The sequence below is a fragment of the Sodalis sp. RH24 genome (genome assembly GCF_047324145.1).
GTDB lineage: Bacteria > Pseudomonadota > Gammaproteobacteria > Enterobacterales > Enterobacteriaceae > Acerihabitans.
Map to the genome: position 1 here is coordinate 5,322,258 of NZ_CP178729.1, position 23,556 is coordinate 5,345,813.

Below are 23,556 nucleotides of genomic sequence, written 5' to 3' on the forward strand. Positions count from 1 at the left end.
TCAAAGAGTAAAGCGGCGCCGTTATGCACGGCCGCCGCCGCTGTCGCCGCCCCGACGCTCAAGCCACAGCGCGATCACCTGTACGATATAGTCTTGTTGCGCGGCGCTCAGCGCCTGTCCTTTCGCGATGCCGTGCCATTTTTCCAGGCATCCCCGGCAGCAGGTGGCGGTGGCGTGCTGGGCGACAAATACCGGATGGCCACGCCAGGGCGTTTGCTTGCCGTCTTTGGTCGGGAGCGCCGGCGCCAGCCGGGCGGCGATAAAATCACGCGCATGGGCAAGCACCACCGCCATACCTTTATTATGCAGGTAGGTAAGGTCTTTTTCATTAAGCCGGAATGTTGACCGGAAAGCGGAGCGCTGTAAGCGCTCCCAAAGGATGTCGAAATTCTGATCTTGTCCCATGGTGCCCCTTGCTGTCCTGCGGTGTGGCCGTAAATCCCCGGTATCCGGGAAAATGACGGCATAAAGTGTAGCATGCCCAGCGCCGGATAACGAAGTACGCCTTGCAAGGCGGGGCCGGCTGAGGCGGCGGGGACGCGTGCCCGGGGAGGGTACGCCGGTGGGGGGCGCGGTAAAAATAAATGATTTTTAATGTGATCAATATCGTATTTTTTTATATTCCTTTTCATGTTATAGCGGATGAATAATAAATTACCCGATAATTAAATTGATGTTTATAAAAAGAACTTTAGGTAAAAATGATGTCGGGCGGCAATAACGATTTATTTTCTAACATTTATTAATAAATGTTAATATTTTCACGATGCGCCAAAAAAAAAGCCGGTCTTCTAACCGGCGAGGGAAAAAACATCAGTGATGAGAGTAACAATGAAAATTAATGATGATAGCGTAGATAATATTAGTTAAAAATAAATTCATTTTTTGCCAGAAAGTGCTATTAATGACTGATGGTTTTATCCTATTGATATTAATCGATAAAATAAATGTTTTGTAGACATTTTCATCTGGGGAACGCCGCCGGATGACGGGTGAAAATGGGATAAGTTCCCTTGGGGAAACATGACTAAATATAAAGCTTGCATTTTGAAACATTGTAAGCCACTTGGTATCATTTTATCGCTAGTATAAAAATGCATTTAACGCAAAATGAAATGGCTTATCGAGGCGTAATAAATCCTGTAAGCACCCAAAACAATGGTGGCCAAAGATAATAAATAATTGAGGATAAAAGAATGAAACTTCACGTTCTCTCCCTGCTCATACCCGCATTGCTGGCCGCCGGTTCGGCCGGCGCGGCAGAAATCTACAATAAAGACGGCAATAAACTGGATCTGTACGGCTCACTGCATGGTTTACACTACTTTTCCGATAATGATGGCAACGACGGCGACAAAACCTACACCCGTATCGGCTTCAAAGGCGAAACGCAGATCAACGACCAGCTCACCGGCTACGGCCAGTGGGAATACGAAATCAAGGCCAACAATACCGAGGGCAGCGATTCTACCGACGGCGACCACACCCGCTATGGTTTCGCCGGGGTGAAATTCGGCGACTACGGCTCGTTCGACTATGGCCGTAATGACGGTGTGCTGTACGATGTCGCCGCCTTTACCGATTTGCAGCCTGAGTTTGACGGTTCCACCTACGGCGCCGATCAATTTATGTTCCAGCGCACCAGCGGCGTGGCGACCTATCGCAATAACAACTTCTTTGGCCTGGTGGATGGCCTGAAATTCGCCCTGCAGTATCAGGGCAAGAATGCCGACCCGGAAGAATCGGCAAACGGGCGCGATGTATTGGGACAAAACGGCGAAGGCTACGGCATGTCCCTAAGCTATGATCTCGGCATGGGCGTCAGCGCCGCGGGGGCCTTTTTTAACTCGAAGCGTACCGACGACCAGAACGGCGCGCGCAACTACAACACCATTATGGGACGCGGGGACCACGCGGAAGGCTACTCGGGCGGGTTGAAATACGATGCCAACCAGGTTTACGTGGCGGTCATGTTTACCCAGTCGTATAACGCGGCGCCTTTCGGTTCCAGCGACTCAAGCGTGTACGGCTACGCCAACAAGGCGCAAAGCTTCGAAGCCTACGCGGATTATAAGTTTGATTTCGGACTGGTGCCGTTCGTGGGCTATAACCAGACCCGGGGCAAGGATCTTGGCCGCGCCGGCGACAACAATACCTATCAAAACGAAGATTTGGTGAAGTTTGTCGACCTGGGCGCCAGTTATTACTTTAATAAAAATATGTCCACCTATGTTGATTACAAGATCAATTTGATGGACGACAATAACTTTACCGATGCCGCCGGCATTAATACCGACGATGTGGTGGCGGTAGGCCTGGTGTATCAATTCTAAACAGCGTGCGGGAAAGGGGGCGGGCGCGCCCTTTCCCGTTATTGGGCATTATTCCGGCGGTTGAGTTAAATAAATCATAAACAACGCACATTGGCCGCGATGTGAAAAACAGAGATATAGAAATATATTAGCTCGATAATAGAATAATTTAATTGCTTTTTGCGCGCTGTTTGATTCGAACACAAAAAATATGATATTATTTTAACTATTTGATATTTAACGAATTAAAAATTAATTTTAAAAATATTTATCCCGTATTGGTCAATAAATAAAAACCCACTCTCATTTATCCTCTATTTATATTGCTGCTTTAATATCCATTTCCTGTGGTTGAATAGCAAAATTCGATTAGGTATTATCGCGGCTCATGTCAAAATCCATTTTTTTAGCGGATCATTTTTTCCTGCCGAAAACAGGATTATTTATCTGGCAGTGCTGCAATAATTTTATACACCGAGGATATTATAATGAAACTACGTCTTAATTATGCCCTGATGCCGGCATTAGTTTTTACCGGCGCGGCGGGCGCAGCCGAGATCTACAATCGGGACGGTCAGAAGCTGCATTTAAACGGTACTTTGGCTGGAGTGCATTATTTTAAAAATAATAGTTCCGATAGTGATGAATCATATATGCGCTTCGGTTTTCGCGGTGAAACCCAGGTCAACGATCTGCTTACCGGTTATGCCGAATGGCAATACCAGGCGCAACTGGCCCGGGGTGAAAAGGACGAATCACGGGACAGCACCACCCGTTTGGGTTTCGTGGGGCTGAAGTACGGCGATTATGGCTCGTTCGATTACGGTCGCAACTGGGGCGTCCTGTACGATGTACTTTCCTACACCGATAAGCTGCCGGAGTTTGGCGGCTTTTTCCAGGCCGACGGTTATCTCGCCCAGCGGGCGAGCAACCTGGCCACCTACCGTAATACGGGCTTCTTCGGCCTGGTGGACGGGCTTGACGTCGCGCTGCAATACCAGGGCGCCAACGCCGCCGGCAAAAAGAAAGGCGAGGGCCGCGGCCGCGGCGCGGCCAACGGCAATGGTTATGGCATGTCCCTGGGCTATGATTTGGGCCGGGGTTTAAGCGCCGCCGGCGCGTTCAGCAGCGCCAGCCGCACCGAAGGCCAGAGGAAACTGGCCTATGGCGGCGGCGACGGCAGGGTTAACGCCTATTCGGGTGCACTCAAATATGACGACAAAAACCTGTACCTGGCGGTGATGTATACCCAAAGCTATAATCTGGTGCGGTTCGGCGAATTCAAGGATGATAAAAAAGTCAGCGGCTTTGCGCATAAGGCGCAAACTCTGGAAATGGTGGCGCAGTATATGTTTGATTTCGGTCTTACGCCGTCGCTGGCCTATCTCTGGACCACGGGGCGCAATATTGAAAAATACGGGCGCCAGGATCTGCAAAAGTTTATCGATATCGGCGCCACCTATAATTTCAACAAGAATTTGGCGACCCATATTGATTATAAAATCAACCTGCTGGGCGGCAATACCTTTACTCAGGAAGCTGAAATTCATCGGGGGAATATCGTTGCGGCGGGGCTGACGTATCAGTTCTGAGCAAGGCTGGGTTGGCAACGCCCGCCGGAGCGGCGGCAGGACGGCAGGCTGCCTGTCCTGCCCGCGTTCCGCCTGTGGGCGGACTCAGGGGCGCTGAGGCCCGCCATGGCCAGGCGCTAACGGTGCCGCTGGCGAATCAGCGATTTCTTCCGCGTATCTTTAACTGCCATAACCAATGAAAATATCGCAATGCCGAGCAATACGGCGATGAGAATCAAATTCTGCATTGTCTTTGCCCTCTATTACACTTACAAAAAGCGATTTTGCGGGAATTTACCCTGGGCCGCCATCAGAGCATTCTGTATAACAGCTGAAAAAACAACAACAATACTGTTTCGCTTCCACTATTCTACATAGATGGCGCGGCTGATTCCGGATTACCTGCCCGTGCCTGCCTGCCCCCTCGGGGATCGGTTATCACTTGCCCATCATGGCTTAAGGGAAATGATTTATGACATTATCTGCATTATTTCGTCATGCGGCGTTAGGCGCGGCCGCCGTGCTGGCGCTGTCGGTCACCGCTTTTTCCGTCCAGGCCGCCCAGGCGCCGGCCAAAGTGACCTTTGTCCAGGAATGGCCGGTGGCGGACGGCTTTTGGATCCCCTGGACGCTGGGTAAAGCCAAGGGTTTTTATCTGGAAGAGGGGATTGACCTGAATATCGTCGCGCCGCCCACGGTGGCCGATACCATGAAATTTCTCGGCACCGGCCGTGCCGACGTGGCGTTTACCACGGTGATGGACATCATTTTCGCCAAGGAGCAAGGCGCCCCGGTCATCGCCATCGGCCGTTACGGCAGCGGCAATAACTGGGGGATTTTTACGCCGCAGGGTAAGCCGGTAACCGTCGCTGAACTGAAGGGTAAAAAAATCGGCATCTATAATGACGCCTGGACCAAGGCGCAGCTGTCGCTGATGTTGAAAAGCGCCGGCATGACGCTTGACGACGTGCAGATGGTTGCCGCCGCGGATGATACCGTGCCGCTGCTGCTGCAAAACCGGGTGGACGCCACCACCGGCATCACCAACGCCGAAGGGACGGAAATAGCCGTCACCACCGGCAAAAAGCCGGAGTACCTGGCGGCTACGGCGCACGGCGTGCCCGATACGCCGATCTTTATGTTCGCCGGCAACCAGCAGTGGCTTAATAAGAATCCGCAGCTGGCCAAGGCCTTTATGCGTGCCACCGCCAAAAGCATCCGTTATGCCATCGAGCACCCCGACGAAGGCACGGCGGCTTTTGCCGCCCAGTACAGTAAAGCCTATGATCCCGCCTTCGTGAAACAGCAGTGGCAGGACACTATGGCAATACTGGGCAAACCGGGCAAGGACCAGCTCAGGCTGGACGATAGCGCCTGGAGCGCGCTGCTGGGCGCCGTTACCAGCCTTGGCATTGTCAAGCAGACGCTGCCCGCCGCTCAGTACTATACCAACGACTACCTGCCGCAGGAATAAGCCGGCTTCGGCGAGGCAACCCCGTCGCGCGGCGCGTCCCCGCCGGCGGTTTTGGCCAGCGCCCGCTCGATGCGCTCCGTCCCCAGCGCAAAGGGCAGCCGCGCGGCGTTGTCCGCCGAAATTTTCACCCCCAGCGCAATCTGTTTAATGCGCTGGTCAATCGCGTCGGTGATGCCCAGCTGCCGCAGGGTGATAGGCGTGGAAAACAGCGTCAGCAACTGCAATAAATGGGCCTGCGCCGCCAGGCTGTCCGGCCGGTCGTCGTCCAGATAGGACTGTACCACCAGCCCGAATCCCACCAGTTCGCCATGCAAAAATCCGTGCAGATCGGGATGGTAGGTCATGCTGTTGTGCACGGCGTGGGCGACGCCGATACGGGGAATTTCATCGCGCATGCTGTTGGCCATGCCGGCCAGGGCAATCACCCCGTCCAATACCCTGGCCAGCACCGGCGTGGCCAGGCCGGCCTCATTATCGGCCAGCGCCTGCGCGCCCGACTGCTCAAATATATCCAGCGCCAGTTTTGCCGCCTGCGCCTTGAGCACCAGCGACAGGCTGCTGTCGTCCCGACGCAGGTAAGGCTCGAACTCATACCATTTGGCCAGCGCGTCCACAATACCGGCCTTCAGGTAGCGCACCGGCGTGGCGGCGATAATCGCGCTGTCCACCAGCACCCATTCCGGGGTGCGCTGCAACGGCATGGAGTTCAGATGGCCGCCGGCCTCGGTGTATAGCACCGAAATCGGCGACCAGGCGGCGCATGTGGCGGCAATGGTGGGCACGGTGATAAGCGGCAGTTGTCCGCAGGATTCGGCGATACCCTTGGCTGTGTCCAGCACTTTACCGCCGCCGACGCCGATAACCAGCCTGATGTCCTGCGCCTGCGCCTGGGCGCTGAAGGCGGCGATAGTGGCGCGGGTACATTCGCCCTGTAAAAAATAGCGCTGGAAACCGATGCCGTGGGCGCTGAAGCTGGCTTCCAGCGCCGGCTGCGTTGCCTGCCAGGCGCGCGGGCTGGTAATGATCATCACCCGTTCGCGCGTTATTGGCGCGACGTAGTCGCCGATGCGGTTAATCAGTCCGGCTTCGTTAAGGTAATTCTGGGGTGCTTTAACCACAATCACGATATGTCTCTCCTTGCCAGCCGGCCCGGCCGGCGTGGGTTTATAGGGCGGATGCCCCGCGCTATTTCTGCATGCCCCAGCGCTTGACGGTGACGCGCTCGAGGGTGGTGAAAATCAGGCCTTCCACCAGTAAGCCGATAATGATCACCGAAATCAGCCCGGCAAAAACCCGATCGGTAAAGAGTTCGTTGCGGTTCTGGAAAATATACCAGCCCAGCCCGCCCTTGCCGCTCGACGCGCCGAACACCAGCTCGGCGGCAATCAGGGTGCGCCAGGCAAAAGCCCAGCCGATTTTCAGGCCGGACAGAATCGAGGGCAGGGCGGCGGGAATCAGGATATGCCAGACGTAGCGCAGGCCGCGCAGTCCGTAATTGCGGCCGGTCATGCGCAGCGTATCGGAGACCCCGAGGAAACCGGTATAGGTATTCACCGCCATCGGCCACATCACTGAATGCACCAGCACGAAAATCAGGCTGTTTTCCCCCAGGCCGAACCACAGCAGCGCCAGCGGCAGCAGCGCGATGGCGGGCAAAGGATTAAACATCGAGGTCAGGGTGCTTAATATATCCCGGCCGAGACGGGTCGATACCGCCAGGGAGCTTAACGCCAGCGCAAGCAGGGTGCCGATGGCGTAGCCCTTGATCAGGGTGCCCAGCGACAGGCCGATCTTGGCCGGCAGTTCGCCGCTGGCCATATCCTGGGTAAAGGCGGTAAAGGTCTGGATAAAGCCGGGCAGCAGCAGATCGTTGTTTTGCCACCGGGCGGCGATTTCCCACAGCGCTATCAGCACCAGCAGGATGGCCGTTTTGCGCAGCCAGGTAAGATTCCACAGCCGTGTCGACCAGGGCAGCGGCGTAGCCAGGCTCAGTTCGGCTATCGGCGGCAGATCCCGCTGATATTCGGGGCGTATCGGAGGATTTTTGGTCATGGCAACGCTTCCTGACGGTATGGCTTAGGGCTAAAAATGATCATCGCGCGCCGCCGACCACTTTAAACCGTGGTTTGTCCGCGACCGCGCGATCGGTCTGGGACGCCGCCGGATCGCTGAATAACAGGTCGTGGATGCGGCGCGCGGCCTGCTGGAAATCGCTGCCGCCGAAGTCGTTGATGCCGAACTGATGGCTGTTCATCTCCGCGCGCACCCGTCCTGGATGGGGCGACAGCAGCAGGATGCGGCTGCCGACCACCAGCGCTTCCTCAATGGAATGGGTAACAAACAGCAGGGTAAAGCGCACCTCTTCCCACAGCGCCAGCAATTCCTCCTGCATTTTGCGCCTGGTCAGGGCGTCGAGGGCGGCGAAAGGTTCGTCCATCAGCAGTACCTTCGGCTCCATCGCCAGCGCCCGGGCGATGGCGACCCGTTGTTTCATGCCGCCCGACAGGGTATGGGGATAAGCATCGGCAAACGCCGTCAGCCCCACCTTGTCGAGAAAATACCCGGCGCGTTCACGGGCTTCGGGCCGCCGGGCCTTGCCGCTCGCCAGCAGCGGGAACATGACGTTTTCCAGCACGGTTTTCCAGGGCGGCAGCTGATCGAACTCCTGAAACACCATTAGCCGGTCCGGCCCGGGCTGCGTGACGCGTTCGCCGTCCAGCAGAATGCTGCCGCCGACCGCGGGCAAAAAACCCCCCACGGCTTTCAGCAGGCTCGATTTGCCGCAGCCCGACGGCCCCAGCAACACAAAACGATCGGCCGGGAAGACATCAAAACTGACATCATGGGTGGCCCGCACCACGCGCTGGCGCGTGCGGTATTCCAGGTTCAAAGCGCCTACCCGCAACAGCGGCGCGTTATCCGGAGCCTGCTGGATATGTAATGTCATGGTGCGTTTTCCTTTTAACCGGAAGCCCGGATTCAACTGCCGGGCAGGGCGTAGGCTTCGGGGAAGAAGTAATCCTTCCACGAGCCGGCGCTGTTTTTCAGGATGCCGAGTTCATGCAGTTTTTCCGCGTAGACAAAGGTTTTCTGCGGCGCGATGGTAAAGTCATTTTCCGGATCGTTGACAATTTTCTCGATAAGCTCCAGCGGCAGATGGGATTGCTCTACGCGAATATAGGTCTTGGCCGCCGCGTTTTTATCGGCTTTGATGATCTGCTCCGCCTCGGCCAGGGCGTCAAAAAACGCCTTATAGGTTTTCGGGTTTTCGTCATGGAATTTTTCGGTGGCGTACAGCAGGTTAAACGTGCCTTTGCCGCCCAGCACATCGTAGGAGCTCAGTATTTTGTGGATATTGGCATGTTCCAGCGCCTGGTACTGAAACGGCGGGCTGGAAAAATGCGCGGTAATTTCCGCGCCGCCCGAGATAAGCGCGCTGGTCGCGTCGGGATGCGGCAGGCTCAGGGTAATGCTGTCGTATTTTTTATATTCCGCGTTGCCGAACAGGCGCGCGGTTTCAATTTGCAGGGTGCGGGATTGAAACCCTACCCCGGCGGCGGGGACGGCGATCCGGTCTTTATCGCTCAGGTCGCTGACGCTTTTCACCGCCGGATTATTGCTCAGCAGGTAATTGGGCATGGAGCCGAGAGCGGCCACCGCCTTGACATTCTGTTTGCCGCGGGTGCGGTCCCAAACGGTCAGCGCCGGCGGCACCCCGGCGGAGGCCACGTCCAGCGCGCCGGTCAGCAACGCTTCGTTCATCGCCGTGGCGCCGGAAATGCTGTGCCAGTCCACTTTGATATCCAGGCCCTGCTCTTTGCCGTGCTTTTCAATCAGCTGCTGGTCGCGCACCACATCAAGGATCAGATAGCCGATGCCGAACTGCTGCGCGATGCTGATGGTGCCTTCCGCCCGCGCCGGGACGCTGCCCAGGAAAATACCGCAGGCGGCAATGATGCCGATACCTTTGAACAAAACATTCATTAATGTTATCCCAGAATAGAGAAGAAAATGATTCCCGCCATCATAAAGTGATGCGGTGATAATTGTTAAATCGTTTTTTGGAATAAATTAGAAGCAGATGTTTATGCGTTATTTAACTTTGCTTAGTGCATTAATGGCAATAAACGATAATAACCTAAAGTCATTTTACGTCTATCGATAGTTAATTGTTGTCTTTGGGTGGAAAGTTCTTCGGCGATATAGTGGCGGCAACGATTAAGCATGATGTTCATGGCAATAAACAGGGCGCCGTGCAACGCCAGGAGAATATAACGTGCCGCTTTTCCAGCATTCCTTTTTGCGCGACTATGTCGCCGCCCGGCTGACGGATATCAAGGTCGCGCCTGACGTGGCCGCCATGGTGGCGGATAATCTGGTGGACGCCTGCCTGAAAGGGCATGACTCCCACGGCGTGACCATGTTGCCGCGCTATATCGCCGCCATCGCCGAAGGCGGACTGCATCCCGATGCCCGCGCCACCGTCACCCTTGACGCGGGCGCCGTGCTGTCTTTCAACGGCGGCCAGGGGTTCGGCCAGGTGGTGGGGCGCCAGGCCATGGATGCCGGCATACGGCGCGCCGGGGAATACGGTGTCGCGGTTATCGGCCTGGCCGACGCCCACCATCTGGGACGCATCGGCGCCTGGGCGGAACAGGCGGCGCAGGCCGGGCTGGTCTCCATCCACTTTGCCAATGTCAACAGCCGTTCGCCGGTGATGCCCTGGCAGGGGGTGCAGCCGCGCTTGGGCACCAACCCGTTTTGCGTCGGCATTCCGGTGGCGGGGGGGCATCCGCTGATCCTAGATTTCGCCACCAGCATTATCGCCGGCAATAAGGCGCGGCTGGCCTGGAATGCCGGCCAGCCGTTGGCGCCGGGATGCATCGTCGATGATAAAGGGCAGCCCGCCGTCGACCCGCGCTGGCTGATGACCGAGCCTTTCGGCGCGCTGCTGCCGTTCGGCCAGCATAAAGGGTCGGGCCTGTCGGTGGTTTGCTCGCTCCTCGGCGCGGCGCTGACCGGCGGCATGACCGAGCGCCATGACAACCGGGATAAGCAGCGCATCCTCAACAGCATGCTGTCGATCGTTATCGACCCGGAAAAACTGGGCGGCGCCGACAGCTATCGCCGGGAAATCGCCGGCTTGCTCGATTGGGTGCGCAGCTCCCGCGACGACAACGCCTTATTATTGCCCGGCGACGCCGAGCAGGAAAAATATCAACAACGCCTCAGCCAGGGCCTATTTATCGATGAGACCAGCTGGCGGCAACTGGCGGCGCTGGCAACCCCCAGCGCCGCGACACTCTGATTGTTCATTCTCGCTCTCAATCCAGGAAAAATATTATGCATCTGGCCCGTTTTCCCCGTCTGACCCTGGGGCAGTTTCCCACCCCGTTGGAAGCCTTGCCCAATTTAAGCCGCTACCTCGGCGGTCCGACCCTGTATATCAAACGCGACGATAACACTGGCCTGGCGAGCGGCGGCAACAAAACGCGCAAACTGGAATTCCTGCTGGCCGACGCGGTACGCCAGGAGGCCGACGTGGTGATAACCCAGGGGGCGACCCAATCCAATCATGTCCGCCAGACCATTGCCGGCGCCGCCAAACTTGGCCTGAAAACGCAGGTTCTGCTGGAAACGCGGGTGGACCGGTTCGGCGAAGATTACCAACGCTCCGGCAATATCCTGCTGGATAACCTGCTTGGCGGCGCCATCGTAGAACATCTGCCGGCCGGCAGCGATATGCAGGCGGCCATGGAACGGCTGGCCGACACCCTGCGCGCCCAGGGCCACCGGCCGTACGTCATCCCGGGCGGCGGCTCCAATCCCATCGGCGCGCTGGGCTATGCGGCCTGCGCCGAGGAACTGCTTTACCAGTCAAGCCAACAGCGGCTGCGCATTGATCATATCGTCCACGCCACCGGCAGCACCGGCACCCAGGCGGGCCTGGTCAGCGGGCTGGAAGCCAGCAACAGCGGCATTCCGGTGCTGGGCATCAGCGTGCGCGCCCCCAAGGCCAAACAGGAAGAAAATGTCTATGCGCTGGCCTCCCGCACCTGGCAATTGCTTGGCGCGCGCGGCGAACTGCCCCGCGATCGCATCAAGGTCAACAGCGATTATGTGGGGGAAGGGTACGGCCTGCCCACCGACGGTACCCTGGAAGCCCTGCGCCTGCTGGCGCAGCTCGAGGGCATCTTGCTCGACCCGGTCTATACCGGCAAGGGTATGGCGGGGTTGATCGACCTGATTCGCCAGGGGCAGTTCAAGCCGGGTGAGAATGTGGTCTTTATCCATACCGGCGGCTCGGCGGGACTGTTCGGCTATCGCCAATTGCTGGAGCAGTCGCAGCAATGAGCCGTTTCCTGCTGGGGATCCTGGGGGGGATGGGGCCGCTGGCCACCGTCGACCTGATGCAGAAAATCATCGAGGAAACCCCCGCGCACAGCGATCAGCAGCATGCGCCGGTGGTGGCCTGGAACGTACCGCAAGTCGCCGACCGGCAGCAGGCGCTGGCCGGCACCGGTCCGTCGCCGCTGCCGCAGCTACTGCACGGCGTGCGCCGGCTCAACGGCGCCGGCGCCAGCCATATCCTTATCGCCTGCAATACCGCCCACCACTGGTATGGCGAGCTGGCGGCGGCCAGCCGTGCGCCGCTGCTGCATATTGCCGACGCCACGCTGGACAGCCTGCGTCCGGAGCGGGGCGAACGGATAGGGCTCATCGCCACGCAGGGCACGCTGGACGCCGGCTGGTTCCAGCAGCGCATCGCCGCGCTGGGCGGCGAAACGCTGACGCCGCTGCCGCAGGAGATGCGGGAATGGTTTGTGCCCGGCTGCTATGCGGTAAAACGCGGCGATCTGCGCGGCGGCGGCGAGCTGTTGTCTCGTCTTGCGCAGGCGCTGGCGGCGCGTGGCGCCGCACGCTTGATCCTGGCCTGCACCGAGGTGCCGCCGGCCTTTGCGGCCATCGACTCACCCTGGCGGTCGGTAAGCGTTGACCCGACCCGGGCGCTGGCCCGGGCCGCCGTCCGGCATTGGCTGGCGTACCGCGACGGCGCCTGATTGACTTAGCGGCTAAAGGCAAAAGCTTAGAAAAATTTTTGCTTTAGCCGCCGCACGCGCGAAGCCGTAGCCGGGCGACAGCGTCCGGCCAAAAAAGATAAAATTTAACCTACTGTTAAGCCTGTCTTTTTATTATTTTCCCGCGTTAAAGTGTTACCGCGTTTTTCCTTAGTATAAAAAACTATAAGTTACCGTTTTTTCTTATTTGTCCCTTTAGCTATTACTCGGTATGAATATAGCCATATTAAAGATAAAGGAGGGGCGTCGCGTGAACTTTCAGCAACTACGTATTATTCGGGAATCCGCCCGGTGCAATTATAACCTGACTGACGTGGCCAGTATGTTATTTACCTCCCAGTCCGGCGTCAGCCGCCATATTCGTGAACTGGAAGAAGAGCTGGGCGTGGAAATTTTTATCCGCCGCGGTAAACGTTTAATCGGCATGACGGAACCGGGTAAAGCCCTGCTGGTAGTGGCGGAACGTATATTAAGCGACGCCAATAATATTCGGCGCATCGCCGATGTTTTTGCCAATAATGATTCAGGCGAACTTTCCATTGTTACCACCCATACCCAGGCGCGCTACAGCCTGCCGGCGGTGATCAAGGAGTTTCGCGCGCTGTATCCGCGCGTGCGCCTGGTGCTGAACCAGGGCAGCCCGGAGGAGATTGTTTCCATGCTGCAATCCGGCGAAGCGGACGTGGGCATCGCCAGTGAAAAGCTGATGGGCGAAGATCAACTGGCGGCGTTTCCTTATTACAGCTGGCACCATACGGTACTGGTACCGGAAGGCCACCCGCTTACGCAGGCGGGTGACATAACGCTGGAAACCCTCAGCGAATATCCGCTGGTTACCTACCGGCGCGGCATCACCGGCCGCTCCAGGCTGGACGTGGCTTTTCAGGCCGCGGGGCTGAAGCCGGAGGTGGTGCTCAGCGCCCAGGATTCCGATGTTATCAAAACTTATGTCGAGCTGGGACTCGGCGTCGGCCTGCTGGCGGACATGTCCTACAATCGCGAGCGCGATACCGGACTGGTCAGCCTCAACGCCGAGCATCTGTTCGAAGCCAGCACCGTATGGTTGGGGGTAAAACGCGGCCAACTGCAGCGCAAATATGCCTGGCGCTTTATCCAGCTTTGCAACCCCCAGCTGTCCCTGACCGAAATCGAGGAACAGGTGCTTTCGCCTCACGCTCTCGAGACCGCGCTGGATTATCAAATCTAACCCCGGGCGCACCGCCCGGCCCGTCAACGTCGCGCAAAGGTGTTGAGGGAAGTGCGTGCCTATGGGGCGAATGGGGCATGGTTTTCCCGCCCGCCCGAGTCACCGTCGCGCAAGTTCAGTGTTTCGGCCGGTAATGATCTGGTGATCTTGTCACCTGGCTGCTGTGTGTAGCACGCAATGACATAGAGAGATAAACCTTTTTTCTGAATGTAAATCTGCAGCGGCCAGCCTTGGCCGGGGGGGCGCTTGCGAGTTGCGCTTGCGTGTTTATGCTACTGCGGCGAAGGCTTCGTTTGTGGCGTGTGGCGAGGTTTATGCTGCTGCGGCGAAGGGGCGTGTGGCGAGGTTTATGTTGCCGCGGTGAGGGTTTCGCTTGCCGTGCGTTCGGCGGTTATATGGAATGCCGGGCGCCGGCAAGCGACAAAGAGGCCGTACCGCGACGGCCTCCTTGACCTCCGCGCGTCCGGCAGATCGTGCGCCGCTGCGCGGTGCCCGACATCACCCATCCCGGCTTTTGGACCGCCCGATATGCGCTCCCGGCGCAATCCGGGCTTTCGCCGCTCCCGGCGGCTCATCCAGCCGTGATGCGCGCCGCCGGCGCACTCTATGCCGGCACCAGGTCAACACCATCGCCTGTGAGTAAAATAGCGTTTTTGGGTTTCTTGCGGCATGTACTTACCGGGAAAAATATCAGCATCCATTTTGGGCTAACGTCTGCAGTCTGATGGCTAAAAGCCAAAAGCTAAAAGCCAAAAGCCAAAAGCCAAAAGCTAAAAGCCAAAAGCTAAAAGCTAAAAGCTAAAAGCTAAAAGCTAAAAGCTAAAAGCTAAAAGCTAAAAGCTAAAAGCTAAAAGCTAAAAGCTAAAAGCGTCATGCTTACTGTTAAAACTTAACGCTAAATGATGTATGTCTTACTGCGTGACTGCATACCTGTATGCCTGTATGACTTGCTTTTTGCTGTGCCAGCCGCACTCCATACCCGTTGTATTCCCTAACGGTCACTCATATGCCGATGCCAGACCCTGTCCCAAGCAACAGCGCCGCTGTTGCTTCATAATATGCAGTGCGAAAGCGACATGTGGACCGGCATAAAGCGCGCTGACGGCGCCAGTGCCCCCGGCATGAGCCGCCGGGAGCGGCGAAAGGCCCGGTTGCGCCGGGAGCGCATACCGGGCCGGTGCATCACGGGGGCATGGGCGACGGAAGGCATCGCGCAGCGACGCGCGACCTGCCGGGCGCGCGGAGGTCAAGGAGGCCGTCGCGGTACGGCCTCTTTGTCGCTTGCCGGCGCCCGGCATTCCATATAACCGCCGAACGCACGGCAAGCGAAACCCCCGCCGAGGTAACATAAACCTCACCGCCGCGGCAACATAAACCTCACCGCCGCGGCAACATAAACCTCACCGCCGCGGCAACATATACCTCACCGCCGCGGCAACATAAACCTCACCGCCGCGGCAACATAAACCTCACCGCCGCGGCAACATAAACCTTACCACCGCGGCAACATAAACCTCACCACCGCGGCAACATAAACCTCACCGCCGCGACCTAACCCATCCACGGCCGCATAAGCGCGCCAGAACTGCGATCGCCGCATCTACCCACGACAAGTTATAGGGAATGCACGTCTATCTATAAGGTTAAATCAGTCGCGGCTTTCCCACCCGGCCGGGGCCTCATGGCATGCCCTCCCTCGCCGGGTTCAAAGCAGACGTGTTAAAGAGGGAACATGCCGCCAGCCCGGCGTTAATCCACCGAAGCCGCTTGCGCGCTGGTTTGCGTCACTAGCAGCGCGGACAGCGCCTCATCGGCCAAACGCGCGAAATAGGCCGCCGCCGGATAAATCACCTGCTCGTCGGGATTAAACCGCGGATGGTGCAGACCGAATTCGCTGGCCGAACCGATGCTGACAAAGGTCCCCGGTACCTGCTGCAGATAAAGGGAAAAATCCTCGCCGCCCATTTGCAGCTCCGCTTCCTGGACCTGATAACCGGCGTCGGCGGCCACCCTCTGGCTGAAATCCGCCCAGAAAGGCGTATTCACCACCGCCGGCGGCCCCGGATACCACGACAGCGACGCCTCCGCGCCCATGGCGCTGGCCACCCCGTCAATCACCCGGGTCAGAATATCCGGCACTTTCTCACGCACCTTCACATTATGCGTACGCACGGTGCCTTCCAGCTCCACCGTTTGCGGCAGCACGTTCCAGGTATTGCCGCCCTGAATACGCGTCACGCTCACCACCAGCGATTCCAGCGAGCTGAAATTCCGGCTCGGCAGGGTTTGCAGCGCGTTCACAATCTGGCTGGCGGTCACGATGGTATCAATACCCTGCTCGGGTTTGGCCGCATGGGCGCCCTTGCCGGTCACCGTAATCTGGAAACGGTCGATATGGGCATAAAACGCGCCGCGCCGGGTGGCAAAGGTGCCCACCGGCAGCTCGGGCGCGTTATGCATGCCGAATACCGCCGACACGTTCTCCAGCGCGCCGGCGTCAATCAAATGGCAGGCGCCGTTGAAATTTTCTTCCGCGGGCTGGAACAATATCCGCACCGTGCCCGGCAGGGTGGCTTCGCGCGCTTTTAATAACAACGCCGCCCCCAGCATCACCGAAGTATGGACGTCATGGCCGCAGGCGTGCATAACGCCTTCGTGGCGCGAACTGAACGGCACGCCGGAAACTTCATCGATAGGCAGCGCGTCGATGTCCGCGCGCAGGGCGATCAGGGGAAAGGGTTGTTTGCCGATTTCGGCCACCACGCCGGTCTTCAGCGCTAACGGTAAAATCCGGATGCCGGCCTCCGTCAGCCAACGGGTGATCCTTTCCGTTGTGGCGAATTCCTGGTTGGACAATTCGGGATAGGCGTGCAGTTCGCGTCGACAGCTAATCAATTTTTCAGCAATATTGCCAGACATAGGGTATGACCCTTTTGTGAGATAATGAATATCGGATAAAAAATTATCTTAGCGGTTAATGTTAAATTGCAGTAAATACTGTTCGGTTATATTACATAGCCATCGGGTCTGATGGCAGGAAGGGGGCCGCCGCCGCCCCCTTTATTCTGCATGCTGAGCCGGGCGTTACTCGTCTTTAGGGAAATCCGCGCCGCGGGTGACGTCTGCCCAGCCATCAAAATCCCGCTGCAGGAGTTTGATTTTTTTATGGGCGTTTTCGAGCGCGGGGTTGCCCAGCAGTAAACGCAACGGCGGCTGCTTGGCTTCCACCGCCTTGACAATGGCCTTGACGGCGCGCACCGGATCGCCCGGCTGCTTGCCGCTGTTATCGCGACTGACGCGGGCGCGCGCATGCGCGGTTTCGGCATAGTCGGCGATGGTCTGCGGCGCCTCATTGGCCGAACGGCCGGCCCAGTCGGTGCGAAACGGCCCCGGCTCGACGATCAGCACCTTAATGCCCAAGGGTTCCACTTCCTGCGCCAGCGACTCGGACAAGGCTTCCACCGCGAATTTCGTGGCGTGGTAAAAACTCAGCGAGGGGAAGGTGGTAATGCCGCCGATGGAGGAGATATTGACCACGGTGCCGCTGCGCTGATTGCGCATGGCCGGCAGCACGGCCCGGGTCATGGCGGTCAGGCCCCAGACGTTGATATCGAACATGCGGCGCACATCGTCCATATCACTCTCTTCGAACGAACCGAAATAACCGATGCCGGCGTTGTTCACCAGCACATCGATACGGCCGAACTTTTCCAGCGCGGCGCTCACGGCGGCGTCCACCTGTTCCGGGCGCGTGACGTCCAGGGTTAAGACCAGCGCATGATCCTCATGGCCGGCGATCAGATCGTTGACCTGGTCCGGATTACGGGCGGTAACGACCGTCGGATAACCCAAAGACAGGGTATGGCCGGCCAGTTCCCGGCCGAAACCCGTGGAGCAGCCGGTAATAAACCATACTGGTTTTTCGTGTTGCGTCATCATTATTCTCCAGATTGTTCAGGATAAGAGCCTCGTTACATACAGGCGGCAAAGCAGCTGGTTAGCATAGTGTAATACCCCGGCCCGGGTTGCAACCGACGGATGATGCTGACCGGGGGGAAACGGTCCCCCAGCATGCTCTGCCGGCGCCATAAATAACCGTTCAGTCCATATCATTACCGGATAATGACGGGTTTGTAATGGTGCTGTTAATCAATAAAGCAACATCCGCTAAATCATGGCGGAATAATGTAATGCAGCTATCATTTATCGGCCGTTTCATTATTGAGCCTTGTTTTCCCGCCGGCGGTCCGCCAATAAAATTTATCCATATCCCGGTAAAATATTTTTTTAAAACTAAAAAAAAGTGCTGAAAAAAAACCTAATCTCAAGTTTCTGTGAGGTTAATCACGCCAAATGCTAAAAGGCGATAATATACTCCGCGTCAAATAGAAACGGTATTTCAATTTAAATGAATTTTTGTTTCTTTTTGTGATCATCAAAGTTGCGCTCTCAATATTCACTTCATTTCTCTGGGATGGTAAAAGATGAGGATAATAAAAAACTTACGTTGGTATATGATCGGAATGGTGATGCTGGCCACCGTGCTTAACTATCTGGCGCGCAATTCGCTGGCAGTGGCGGCGCCGACCATCATGCAAGAGATGCATTTTACCGTGCAGCAATATTCCTATATCGACGCCATATTCAAAGGTTGCTACACCCTGACGCAACCCGTGGCGGGCTACATCCTGGACCTGCTGGGCACCAAGTTGGGCTATCTGCTGTTCGCCATTGCCTGGGCGGTGCTGAATATGGCCCACGCCTTCGCCGGCAGCTGGGTGGCGCTGGGTATCCTGCGCGGCGCGCTGGGCATGGCGGAAGCCGCGGTGATCCCGGCGGGCCTTAAAGCCTCGTCCGAATGGTTTCCGGCCAGGGAACGTCCTGTCGCCGTGGGCTGGTTCAACGCCGGCGCCGCCGTCGGCGGCGTACTGGCGCCGCCGCTGGTGGCCTGGGCGATTATGGTGCACAGCTGGAACTTCGCGTTTTTGTTAACCGGCGGGGTGAGTTTAATCTGGGCGGTGGGTTGGTACAAATTATATAATACCCCGGATAAACATAAAAATATCTCCTCTGAAGAACGGGAATATATTTATGCTGGACAGGAATCCCGCCATCACAGCAGCAATACACAAAAAGTACCGGTAAGCCAATTACTCAAGGATAGCCAATTCTGGGGTATCGCTATTCCGCGCTTTTTAGCCGAGCCGGCCTGGGGCACGATTAATGCCTGGGTACCGTTATTTTTATGGAAAGTCTATGGCTTTGATTTAAAGCATATCGCCATGTTTGCCTGGATGCCGCTGCTGTTTGCCGATGTGGGCTGTATTCTCGGCGGCTATATGCCGGGCTTTTTCCAGAAACATTTCGGCGTTACGCTTATCGTGTCGCGCAAGCTGGTGGTGACCGTCGGCGCGCTGTGCATGATTGGCCCCGGGCTTATCGGTTTATATCACAGCCCGTATTTCGCCATCGCCATGCTGTGCTTCGGCGGTTTTGCCCATCAGACGCTTTCCGGCGCGCTGATTACGCTGTCCTCGGATCTCTTCGGCCGCAATGAAGTCGCCACCGCCAACGGCCTGACCGGCATGATAGGCTGGGGCGGTTCGACCTTGTTTACCCTGGTGGTCGGCGCGCTGGTGGGCATTATCGGCTTCTCGCCGCTGTTCCTGATGCTGTCGATATTCGAAATTACGGCGATGATTATCGTCTGGACCGTGGTAAAAGGGCGTCCCGATAAAACGGCGCTGCAGCCAACGCCTGTGGTCTAGCGGTATAACGACAATCACTATGCCGGGACGGACCTACGTCCCTGTAGCGAAAGATGACGTCCCGCGCCGCAGTCCGGCCGGGACGTTGCTATTTTTTATCACTTCGTCTCCAGGGCAGGCAGCCTGACAGGGCATTATCCCGCGGCGGTTTTTTTGCGTAGGGCGGCGGCGGTTCGTCATGCGGGGAGAGGGGAGCAACCGCCCCGCGTACGGGGCCGCGGCCATACTCAGTGAATGACGCCGGGCCGGACATGGACGCATTTCTGGTATTGACCGGCGCTTTATAGCGCGGATAGGTTTTCGTCGGATTGCCGGCCGGCACGATCCGGGCGGCGGACGCTTTGCCCGCGCTCACGCCGGTGCCGGTCTGCGTGGCCCCGGCGATGCCGTTCTTCACGGGCGTGGGGGAAGAGAGGGCCAGCGGCGTGTTGCTCACCGTTTCAGGAAGGGGAAACGTGGTGGAGTTGATGGACGTGCGTCCATAAGGACCATAAGGAATGGAGGGGGGGGCGAAGTTGTAGCGTGCGTTGATTGACGAGCGGTCGATATTCCCCTGATAAAACGCCGGCGAATGATCGTAACGGGTATAGCGTGTGTTTAAATAAGCATTATTCATTACCGATGGTACTCCTGTCATGGGGGAACACTGTGGAAATCCCGCGGAAAAAGGGAAAGATGAAAATGATGATAATGGAACACATGACTTAAATAACGGCCTAATGACGCCGTTTGCGCAAGGACGGCGGCGGTGAATGTCTTATTGACCGGCAAAATGCCGGGGAAAACCCCATGCGCGGATAAAGTGTCGCTTCAGGTTCCGGCCGGTTTGGGCTATCTTGTTCCCGGGCGATTCCACCACTTTTTTACCGTCGGCGCCGCGCGCCGTTAACAGGCCGTTATGGACAATCAAACCGATAAGCAAGCGCCTTCGCAAACCCTCCCTTCCCAGGGCGGCGGCCGCTGGTGGCAGCAGGGTAAACCGCCAGACTACCGTTTTTCGCTGGCCAACGAGCGCACCTTCCTGGCATGGATTCGCACGGCGCTGGCTTTTCTGGCGGGCGCGGTGGGCATCGATCAGTTCGCGCTGGGCCTGGGAACGCATGAGGTGCGCGCGGCCCTGGCGGTGCTGCTGTCCGTCATGGCGGCAAGCCTTGGCATCATGGCGTATCGCCGCTGGGCGGCCAGCGAGCTGGCCATGCGCACCGGCGCTTCCCTGCCGCAGACCCCTCTGCTGCTGATGATGGCGCTGTTTGTGGCGGCCGTGGCCCTGGCGTTGACCGTGCTAATCCTGATGCCATGAGCGGACCTCTCTTGCCCGGCGCCGGCAGCGCACCGCCGCCGGACCCCGGCCTGCAGCCTGAGCGTACCTGCCTGGCCTGGTCGCGCACCGCTTTCGTCGCCGCCGTTAACGCCTTGCTGCTGCTGCGCGCGGCGGCGACGGGCGGCAACCGGCTATTGCTGGCCGGCGGAACGCTATTGTTAATCCTGGCGGGCATGATGTGGCTGTGGGGATATGGCCGTCTGACGCGTTCGGCCTGGCAAGGCCGCTGGATGATGGCGCTGACCATGCTGACCGTGCTGTCGGTCAGTGTCATGACCGTGCTGTCGGCGCTGGGCTGAGGAAAAAACCATAATAACCAGCAATGCTATGGAACTGTGATGTTTATCACTGCAGGGTCTTAAGAATAATCTTAATATACACATCATCCTTTACAGAGCTAACGCCTTGGCCCCGGGTCATGAGCGCCGGAGATAAGCGCCGGAAAGGATAACGTCATTTTTTGACGGCCCCGGTGACGGGGCTTTTTTCCTCAGAAAAGCGCATCGGCCACTTACCTCCTCGCAAGAGGGAGTACAGCAAAGGTTGTCGGTGCGCTTCTCTGTCTCTATCGTCCAGTCATCCTCTCCGATCATGCATACATAAACGAAACAAAACCAATAATAATCACGGCGAGCGCTGCGAGAAAAGTAATGTCGTTGGTTTGCATAAGTCACCTCCCTTTTACCTGTCATCATTGTGGCCTTAACAGGAGGAAACGAGTGTGATTGAACAACCATTTTGCTTATGTAATAAGCAAAATGGGGTTAATGGCCGGCCCGCGGGCAAGCTTGCGCGTAGCCGCCGTCATTCCGCCGGGCGGCAAAAAAAAAATCGCATCCGGGAATAATCCGTATCCGCGCGCGTCTTATCCGTACCTATGCACCGCTTTGACGGAGATAAGATGCCTTTCACCCCACGCTGCCGGTGGTCCGCCGCCGGCATACTTGCGGCCCTGCTAATGACCGCCGCCCATGCCCATGGTGATAGTCATGCCGCGGCGGCGGACGCCGATACGGCTGGGGCGGCCACTGAAGCGCCTTTCCTGCGCGAGAATGATGCCGCGATGACGCAAATGATGACCGCCATGACGCTGACGCCCAGCGGCGATGTCGATCGCGATTTTGTCGCCATGATGACGCCCCATCACCAGGGCGCTATCGCCATGGCGCAGGCGGAGCTGCGTTATGGCCGTAACGAGCGGCTGCGCCGCATGGCGCAGGAAATTATCATAACCCAACAGGAGGAAATCACCGCCATGCGCCAGGCGCTGGGGGACCCGTTGCCGGCAAGCGCGCCGGCGCCCGATCTCATCCCGGCAGGCAGCGCGCGCGCCGGACATTAACGTTATAGTTCCCACTGAAAGGACAACCATCATGAAATCATCCTTTATGGCCCTATCGCTGACCCTGCTTACCGCACCGCTGTCCGGCTGGGCCGGGCAGGCGCCGCGCGCCGCCGCAAGCGCCGATATCCCCGTCAGCCATCACGACCGGGTCTACGCCGCCGAACAGTTTTCCAATACCCTTTCGGTCACCGACCCGGCGGACAATACCCTGCTGGGGGTCATTCGCCTGGGCGATCCGCAGCCGGGCAACCTCAGCCCGCTGTATCGCGGCCAGGTGCTGGTGCACGGGCTGGGCTTCTCTCCGGACGGTAAAACCCTGGCGGTGGTCGCCATCGGCACCAATTCCGTGACCTTTATCGCTACCGCCACCAACCAGGTGAAACACACCACCTATCTGGGGCGGGCGCCCCATGAGGCGTTTTTTACCCCCGACGGCCGGGAGGTGTGGGTTACGGTGCGCGGCGAAGATTATATTGCCGTACTGGATGCCGCCAGTTATGAGGAAAAGCTGCGTATCAAGGTGCCGGCCGGGCCGGGCATGCAGATTTTTTCGCCGGACGGCAAATACGGCTATATCTGTTCATCCTTTAATCCTGAAACAGTGGTGGTTTCCGTAGCCGATCACGCCATTGTCGGGCGGGTGAAACAGGCCAGCCCGTTCTGCCCGAATATTGCGGCCACGCCCGACGGCAAACAGGTATGGTTTACCCTTAAGGACTCGGGGAAAACCCAGGTGTTTGCCGCGCAGCCGCCTTTTCAGCTGCTGAAAACGCTGGATACCGGACCTATTACCAATCATGTCAATATCGCGCATAATGCCAAAGGCACCTTCGCGTATATTAGCGTTGGCGGACTTAACCAGGTAAAAGTGTTCCGCACCGATGATTTCACCCAGGCGGCCACCATCGCCGTAGGCAATTTACCCCATGGCGTCTGGCCGTCCGCCGACGGCAGCCGGGTTTATGTCGGCCTGGAAAATGACGATGCGCTGGCGGTTATCGATACGTTAAGCAATAAAGTCACCGCCACCATTCCCATCGGCCAGGCGCCGCAGGCATTGGCTTATGTGCCCAACGCGGTGCCGGAGGGGGACGGCAAGGCCGGTTTACAAACCCTGGGCGTGGCCGGGAAGGCCACGCACCTGGCGTTGCGGCGCGTCGGCGCGGCGGGGGGGCCGGCCCCGACCACGGTATCGCTGTTTGACCAGGGCCTGACGCAGGTGTTGCAGGCGGCGGTGACCGGTTTGGAGCCTAAACAGGCTTATCTGCTGGCATTGGCCACGCGCCCCGACGGCAGCGGCGGGGTACAGCCGTTAAGCGCGTTTATGACCAATCCCGCGGGCGCGGCGATTGTTAACGCCATCGGACCGATTCGCCAGGTCGTCCGCCAGGACCGCAAGGCTGAACGCCGCTATCTGGTGGTGGTGAAAGGGACCGCCGAAAACTATGGCGCGCCGGTGCAAATCCAGGCGTTGTAACG

General features: G+C 57.8%; 20 protein-coding genes. 12 read left to right on the forward strand and 8 right to left on the reverse strand.

Going from position 1 to position 23,556, the window contains the following annotated elements:
- Positions 1-21: 21 nt before the first annotated feature.
- Positions 22-405: a DUF4186 domain-containing protein gene (locus ACL2XG_RS24195; protein ID WP_413723319.1), complete on the reverse strand. Its 384-nt coding sequence runs from the start codon at positions 403-405 to the stop codon at positions 22-24.
- A 791-nt stretch (positions 406-1,196) separates the two neighbouring features.
- Here ACL2XG_RS24195 and ompC point away from each other — a divergent pair.
- From ompC to ACL2XG_RS24210, 3 genes are all read left to right on the forward strand, one after another.
- Positions 1,197-2,333 carry a porin OmpC gene (gene ompC / locus ACL2XG_RS24200; protein ID WP_413723318.1) on the forward strand — a complete coding sequence of 379 codons (1,137 nt, stop codon included), beginning with the start codon at positions 1,197-1,199 and terminating at the stop codon, positions 2,331-2,333.
- Positions 2,334-2,800: 467 nt separating this feature from the next.
- Positions 2,801-3,904, forward strand: a complete 1,104-nt coding sequence (locus ACL2XG_RS24205; protein ID WP_413723317.1) for a porin — start codon at positions 2,801-2,803, stop codon at positions 3,902-3,904.
- Positions 3,905-4,355: 451 nt separating this feature from the next.
- A complete protein-coding gene (locus ACL2XG_RS24210) occupies positions 4,356-5,357 on the forward strand; it encodes an ABC transporter substrate-binding protein (RefSeq protein WP_410014242.1) in 1,002 nt (333 codons plus the stop codon).
- On the opposite strand, the gene ACL2XG_RS24215 is transcribed toward ACL2XG_RS24210, so the two are convergent.
- From ACL2XG_RS24215 to ACL2XG_RS24230, 4 genes are all read right to left on the reverse strand, one after another.
- A complete protein-coding gene (locus tag ACL2XG_RS24215; protein ID WP_413723316.1) occupies positions 5,339-6,481 on the reverse strand; it encodes an iron-containing alcohol dehydrogenase family protein in 1,143 nt (380 codons plus the stop codon). The genes ACL2XG_RS24210 and ACL2XG_RS24215 overlap by 19 nt on opposite strands.
- A gap of 61 nt (positions 6,482-6,542) precedes the next feature.
- Positions 6,543-7,409 carry an ABC transporter permease gene (locus tag ACL2XG_RS24220; RefSeq protein ID WP_410014244.1) on the reverse strand — a complete coding sequence of 289 codons (867 nt, stop codon included), beginning with the start codon at positions 7,407-7,409 and terminating at the stop codon, positions 6,543-6,545.
- Positions 7,410-7,449: 40 nt separating this feature from the next.
- Positions 7,450-8,304 (reverse strand): ABC transporter ATP-binding protein, encoded by an 855-nt coding sequence (locus tag ACL2XG_RS24225; RefSeq protein ID WP_413723315.1) that lies wholly within the window; start codon positions 8,302-8,304, stop codon positions 7,450-7,452.
- Positions 8,305-8,336: 32 nt separating this feature from the next.
- Positions 8,337-9,341: an ABC transporter substrate-binding protein gene (locus ACL2XG_RS24230; RefSeq protein WP_410014246.1), complete on the reverse strand. Its 1,005-nt coding sequence runs from the start codon at positions 9,339-9,341 to the stop codon at positions 8,337-8,339.
- Between the two features lie 292 nt (positions 9,342-9,633).
- On the opposite strand from ACL2XG_RS24230, the gene ACL2XG_RS24235 reads away from it, so the two are divergent.
- The 4 genes from ACL2XG_RS24235 to cbl all read left to right on the forward strand — a co-directional run bounded on the left by ACL2XG_RS24235 (position 9,634) and on the right by cbl (position 13,643).
- Positions 9,634-10,665, forward strand: a complete 1,032-nt coding sequence (locus tag ACL2XG_RS24235; protein WP_413723314.1) for a malate/lactate/ureidoglycolate dehydrogenase — start codon at positions 9,634-9,636, stop codon at positions 10,663-10,665.
- Between the two features lie 35 nt (positions 10,666-10,700).
- Entirely contained in the window at positions 10,701-11,711 is a 1,011-nt protein-coding gene (locus ACL2XG_RS24240; RefSeq protein ID WP_413723313.1) for a D-cysteine desulfhydrase, read from the forward strand.
- On the forward strand, positions 11,708-12,418 hold the full coding sequence (locus ACL2XG_RS24245) for an aspartate/glutamate racemase family protein (RefSeq protein ID WP_410014249.1): 711 nt from the start codon (positions 11,708-11,710) through the stop codon (positions 12,416-12,418). Before ACL2XG_RS24240 ends, ACL2XG_RS24245 begins: the two co-directional genes overlap by 4 nt.
- 268 nt (positions 12,419-12,686) lie before the next feature.
- The gene (cbl, locus tag ACL2XG_RS24250; protein ID WP_410014250.1) at positions 12,687-13,643 is read left to right on the forward strand and encodes an HTH-type transcriptional regulator Cbl; all 957 of its coding nucleotides are present in this window, start codon (positions 12,687-12,689) and stop codon (positions 13,641-13,643) included.
- Positions 13,644-15,392: 1,749 nt separating this feature from the next.
- Here cbl and ACL2XG_RS24255 read toward each other — a convergent pair.
- Together ACL2XG_RS24255 and ACL2XG_RS24260 are read right to left on the reverse strand one after the other, a co-directional pair.
- Entirely contained in the window at positions 15,393-16,562 is a 1,170-nt protein-coding gene (locus tag ACL2XG_RS24255) for an amidohydrolase (protein ID WP_410014251.1), read from the reverse strand.
- 165 nt (positions 16,563-16,727) lie between these two features.
- Positions 16,728-17,582 carry an oxidoreductase gene (locus tag ACL2XG_RS24260; protein ID WP_413723312.1) on the reverse strand — a complete coding sequence of 285 codons (855 nt, stop codon included), beginning with the start codon at positions 17,580-17,582 and terminating at the stop codon, positions 16,728-16,730.
- Between the two features lie 545 nt (positions 17,583-18,127).
- Between ACL2XG_RS24260 and ACL2XG_RS24265 the strand changes: the two genes are divergently transcribed.
- Complete coding sequence (locus tag ACL2XG_RS24265; RefSeq protein WP_410014253.1) at positions 18,128-19,411, forward strand: MFS transporter; 1,284 nt, start codon at positions 18,128-18,130, stop codon at positions 19,409-19,411.
- 88 nt (positions 19,412-19,499) lie between these two features.
- Here ACL2XG_RS24265 and ACL2XG_RS24270 read toward each other — a convergent pair whose 3' ends face one another.
- Positions 19,500-20,027, reverse strand: a complete 528-nt coding sequence (locus tag ACL2XG_RS24270) for a hypothetical protein (protein WP_413723311.1) — start codon at positions 20,025-20,027, stop codon at positions 19,500-19,502.
- Positions 20,028-20,309: 282 nt separating this feature from the next.
- Between ACL2XG_RS24270 and ACL2XG_RS24275 the strand changes: the two genes are divergently transcribed.
- From ACL2XG_RS24275 to ACL2XG_RS24290, 4 genes are all read left to right on the forward strand, one after another.
- Positions 20,310-20,711 carry a YidH family protein gene (locus ACL2XG_RS24275; RefSeq protein ID WP_410014255.1) on the forward strand — a complete coding sequence of 134 codons (402 nt, stop codon included), beginning with the start codon at positions 20,310-20,312 and terminating at the stop codon, positions 20,709-20,711.
- Complete coding sequence (locus ACL2XG_RS24280) at positions 20,708-21,031, forward strand: DUF202 domain-containing protein (RefSeq protein WP_413723310.1); 324 nt, start codon at positions 20,708-20,710, stop codon at positions 21,029-21,031. Before ACL2XG_RS24275 ends, ACL2XG_RS24280 begins: the two co-directional genes overlap by 4 nt.
- Positions 21,032-21,633: 602 nt before the next feature.
- The gene (locus ACL2XG_RS24285) at positions 21,634-22,074 is read left to right on the forward strand and encodes a DUF305 domain-containing protein (protein WP_413723309.1); all 441 of its coding nucleotides are present in this window, start codon (positions 21,634-21,636) and stop codon (positions 22,072-22,074) included.
- Between the two features lie 31 nt (positions 22,075-22,105).
- Positions 22,106-23,554, forward strand: a complete 1,449-nt coding sequence (locus ACL2XG_RS24290) for a YncE family protein (RefSeq protein WP_413723308.1) — start codon at positions 22,106-22,108, stop codon at positions 23,552-23,554.
- The last annotated feature ends 2 nt before the right edge of the window (positions 23,555-23,556 follow it).

Bases quoted from the DNA above. Each gene is read 5' to 3' on its own strand.
- ACL2XG_RS24285 (WP_413723309.1), top strand. From the start codon at position 21,634: ATGCCTTTCACCCCACGCTGCCGGTGGTCCGCCGCCGGCATACTTGCG.
- ACL2XG_RS24205 (WP_413723317.1), top strand. From the start codon at position 2,801: ATGAAACTACGTCTTAATTATGCCCTGATGCCGGCATTAGTTTTTACC.
- ACL2XG_RS24240 (WP_413723313.1), top strand. From the start codon at position 10,701: ATGCATCTGGCCCGTTTTCCCCGTCTGACCCTGGGGCAGTTTCCCACC.
- ACL2XG_RS24260 (WP_413723312.1), bottom strand. From the start codon at position 17,582: ATGATGACGCAACACGAAAAACCAGTATGGTTTATTACCGGCTGCTCC.
- ACL2XG_RS24270 (WP_413723311.1), bottom strand. From the start codon at position 20,027: ATGAATAATGCTTATTTAAACACACGCTATACCCGTTACGATCATTCG.
- ACL2XG_RS24275 (WP_410014255.1), top strand. From the start codon at position 20,310: ATGGACAATCAAACCGATAAGCAAGCGCCTTCGCAAACCCTCCCTTCC.
- ACL2XG_RS24245 (WP_410014249.1), top strand. From the start codon at position 11,708: ATGAGCCGTTTCCTGCTGGGGATCCTGGGGGGGATGGGGCCGCTGGCC.
- ACL2XG_RS24225 (WP_413723315.1), bottom strand. From the start codon at position 8,304: ATGACATTACATATCCAGCAGGCTCCGGATAACGCGCCGCTGTTGCGG.
- ACL2XG_RS24290 (WP_413723308.1), top strand. From the start codon at position 22,106: ATGAAATCATCCTTTATGGCCCTATCGCTGACCCTGCTTACCGCACCG.
- ACL2XG_RS24210 (WP_410014242.1), top strand. From the start codon at position 4,356: ATGACATTATCTGCATTATTTCGTCATGCGGCGTTAGGCGCGGCCGCC.
- ACL2XG_RS24255 (WP_410014251.1), bottom strand. From the start codon at position 16,562: ATGTCTGGCAATATTGCTGAAAAATTGATTAGCTGTCGACGCGAACTG.
- ACL2XG_RS24265 (WP_410014253.1), top strand. From the start codon at position 18,128: ATGAGGATAATAAAAAACTTACGTTGGTATATGATCGGAATGGTGATG.
- ACL2XG_RS24220 (WP_410014244.1), bottom strand. From the start codon at position 7,409: ATGACCAAAAATCCTCCGATACGCCCCGAATATCAGCGGGATCTGCCG.
- ACL2XG_RS24230 (WP_410014246.1), bottom strand. From the start codon at position 9,341: ATGAATGTTTTGTTCAAAGGTATCGGCATCATTGCCGCCTGCGGTATT.
- ompC (WP_413723318.1), top strand. From the start codon at position 1,197: ATGAAACTTCACGTTCTCTCCCTGCTCATACCCGCATTGCTGGCCGCC.
- ACL2XG_RS24280 (WP_413723310.1), top strand. From the start codon at position 20,708: ATGAGCGGACCTCTCTTGCCCGGCGCCGGCAGCGCACCGCCGCCGGAC.
- ACL2XG_RS24195 (WP_413723319.1), bottom strand. From the start codon at position 405: ATGGGACAAGATCAGAATTTCGACATCCTTTGGGAGCGCTTACAGCGC.